The sequence below is a fragment of the Streptomyces sp. NPDC059009 genome, from assembly GCF_042740175.1.
GTDB lineage: Bacteria > Actinomycetota > Actinomycetes > Streptomycetales > Streptomycetaceae > Streptomyces.
The window spans coordinates 1-2,707 of sequence record NZ_JBHYJB010000071.1 but is presented as its reverse complement, the minus strand read 5'-3'; the positions used below and the strand labels follow the sequence as shown (position 1 = coordinate 2,707).

Below are 2,707 nucleotides of genomic sequence, written 5' to 3'. Positions count from 1 at the left end.
AGCTCGGCCTTGCGGATGAGCAGGGTCTGGCGGACCCACATGGCCTGTTCGGGGCTGTCGATGTTGTGCAGGGCCATCAGGCGCCACCGGGCGAAGGCGTTGACGGTGTCCAGGAGCCACTCGACGCCCCGGAGGCTGGCGAGGGGCGGGGGCAGGAGTCCCATGTCCTCCAGCGCCTTCTTGCGGGCGCTGTGGATGAGGTACTCGAAGCAGATGATGAACATGGCGACGGGCACGATGTGGGTGATGGAGCCCTCGATGCCGTCGGCGTTCGCCTTGCCGTTGGTGATCAGTGTGGCGAGGGCGCCGAGCGCGACCAGGAGGCGCAGCACCAGGGCGCGGCGGCCCTTGCGGGCTTCGCGGATGACGTGGAGCGACAGGATGATGATGCCGCCCTCGAAGGAGATGGGGACGATGTGCGACATGCCGTCGCTGAAGTGCCCTTTCTCCCGTGCGATGGCGCGGATCGTGCTGTACGAGGCGCTGAAGCCGAGGGCGATGAGCGCGTAGGTGCCGGCCGTCGTCGCGGCGGAGATGCTCAGGTCGAGCCACTCGCCAGCGCTGCGGTTTTTGCCCGCGTTCTTCCGGCGCTCGCGGAGCTGGCTCCAGCGATCCCCCCTTTGAGAGGGAGCAGCGGGGGCCTCCTGCTCACCGGGCGAAGGGGTTACCTCGTCCATCGCGTCTCTCCTCTCTGACGGGGCCTCACGGCCACGTCGTGTAACGCCAGTTCATGCTATCGGGCAAGTTGCGTGAGTCGCATGGAACTTAGCGAGCGAACGAGAAAACAGTATAGGAGTTAAGTCACGACGTCAAGTCGACATGCACCGAATCAGGTAGAAAATCCAGTTTCTACAGACGTGCACTGCGCACATCAACAGCTGACCCCGGTAGGCCAGTTGAGGACTGGTACGACATGGGGGCGCAGCGCCCGACAGGCCAGGAGCAGCACAGCGACTAGAAGACCCTTCACTCGGGGGCGCGGCCCGGTGGTCACCCACGGGGAGCCGCTCCGCGGCTCGTGCGGCCGGACGCTCCGCGCCCGGACAGAGCGCTCCGCGCTCCCCGCACAGCGATCCCGGCCGAGCAAGTCCGGCGCTCCGCGCCCGACTTGAGCGCTCCGCGCTGCCGTTCCCGCGCGCCCGCAGTGCTCCGCACTGATCGGGCAGAGTGGCCACCGAGCCGCGCCCCCGAGTGCGTTGATGTTGGCCTGCCTAATCTCGGCGCGTCGCCTCATATTCGTGATTGAACCCCTATACTGTTCTTATGTCGGCAGGTCAGTGGCAGATCACCGGCAAACCGAAATCCTCCTGCACTCCAGACAAGGGAGTACAAGTGAACGCATCCATGGGACGGGCGAATTTCACGGCGCCTCACAAGAGCCTGAAGAACGCGCTGAATCTCATCGAGATTGGAATGCCTGCACGGCCGAGTAAGCCGTCACTCGGCGGCGTAATCGTCGAATGCAGTGAAAGCGAAGTCACCCTCCGGGCGACGAGCTTCGACACCGTTATCTCGGTATCTGTATCCGGGGCAGAAGTGACGGAGCGGGGCATCAGTCTGCTGGACCACAAGGAACTCAAGAAGGTTCTCAGCGCTTTCGCGGCCGGAGAAACGCCGTCGGTAGCAGCACAGATGCCTGTCAGGGTTGAGGGCGACGTCGTGAGCAGCCCGCACATGACGACGCCCATCACGGCCTACCCGGTGCAGGAGTACCCCAGCCTCCGCAAGGCCGCGCCCATCCGGGTTGTGGTCGACGGCCAGGACTTCCTCACCCAGCTCGGCCGCGTAGCGCCCGCGGCGGGACGGGATGAATCGCTGCCCGGTCTCACGGGCGTCAGGATGTCCATCGAGGGCAGGACGCTGAGGCTGGCGGCCACCGACCGGTACCGTCTTGTCGTCGCGGAAGTCGAGACGGAAGAGTTCGCGGCGAACGAGGAGCCGGCCACCGGGACCCTCCCAGCAGACATCCTCATCAGCCTCGGCAAGCTCCTGAAGGGCTACGACGGCCCTGTAGCCGTGGGGATGGACCAGGACCAGGAGTACGTCACCCTCACCTTCAGCGAAGTACAGGTCACCGGAGCCCCCTGGGACGACTGCTTCCCGAAGTACAGCAGTCTGTTCCCGAAGGAGTGCGCCGCAGCGCTCAGCATCGACCGCAAGGCCATGGTGCGAGCTGTGAAGAAGGCCCGGGGAGTCCTCCAGGCCAAGGACCTCAAGAACGTCCCCTGCACCCTCGCCTACGGGCCTACCGAGGTAACTGTCGAGCCGCACCTGGAGCTGAAGGAGCGTCTCAAGGGAAGGGGGATGGACGTCCCCAGCACCGTCGCCTACGGCTCCCTGGACGACCTGCACCTGAAGAGCATTCAGTTCAACCCAGACTTCCTCCTGAACGCCCTAGCATCCTTTGAGGGAGACACCGTCACCCTGCATCTGCAGAAGTCGGAACGGCTGAAGCCGGGCACCTTCACAGACGGGCCTGATGTATCCGGGAACGGGTACAAGCATCTCCTGATGCCCGTCCGAATCGACGACTGATCACCAGCAGCTGAAGCAAGAAAGAATAGGGAGCTTCGCTCCCTATTCTTTTGCCTTTTCCGCAATCCGCGAAGCGGATTGCAATGCTTTTAGCAAGTGGGCTCGAAGAGCCCGAATTCCGCTTTAGCGGAATTCCGTGGTTGTATTCCTGCGCGAAGCGCAGGAATTAGCG

Annotated in this window: 2 protein-coding genes; one reads left to right on the top strand and one right to left on the bottom strand. The window is 63.9% G+C overall.

The genetic code is table 11. From position 1 onward, the window contains the following. The coding region (locus ACFWYM_RS42845) for a DUF2637 domain-containing protein (protein WP_384850576.1) at nt 1–677 on the bottom strand (677 nt) is incomplete at its 3' end. Between the two features lie 655 nt (nt 678–1,332). Between ACFWYM_RS42845 and ACFWYM_RS42840 the strand changes: the two genes are divergently transcribed. Further along, a complete protein-coding gene (locus ACFWYM_RS42840; protein ID WP_384850573.1) occupies nt 1,333–2,535 on the top strand; it encodes a hypothetical protein in 1,203 nt (400 codons plus the stop codon). The last annotated feature ends 172 nt before the right edge of the window (nt 2,536–2,707 follow it).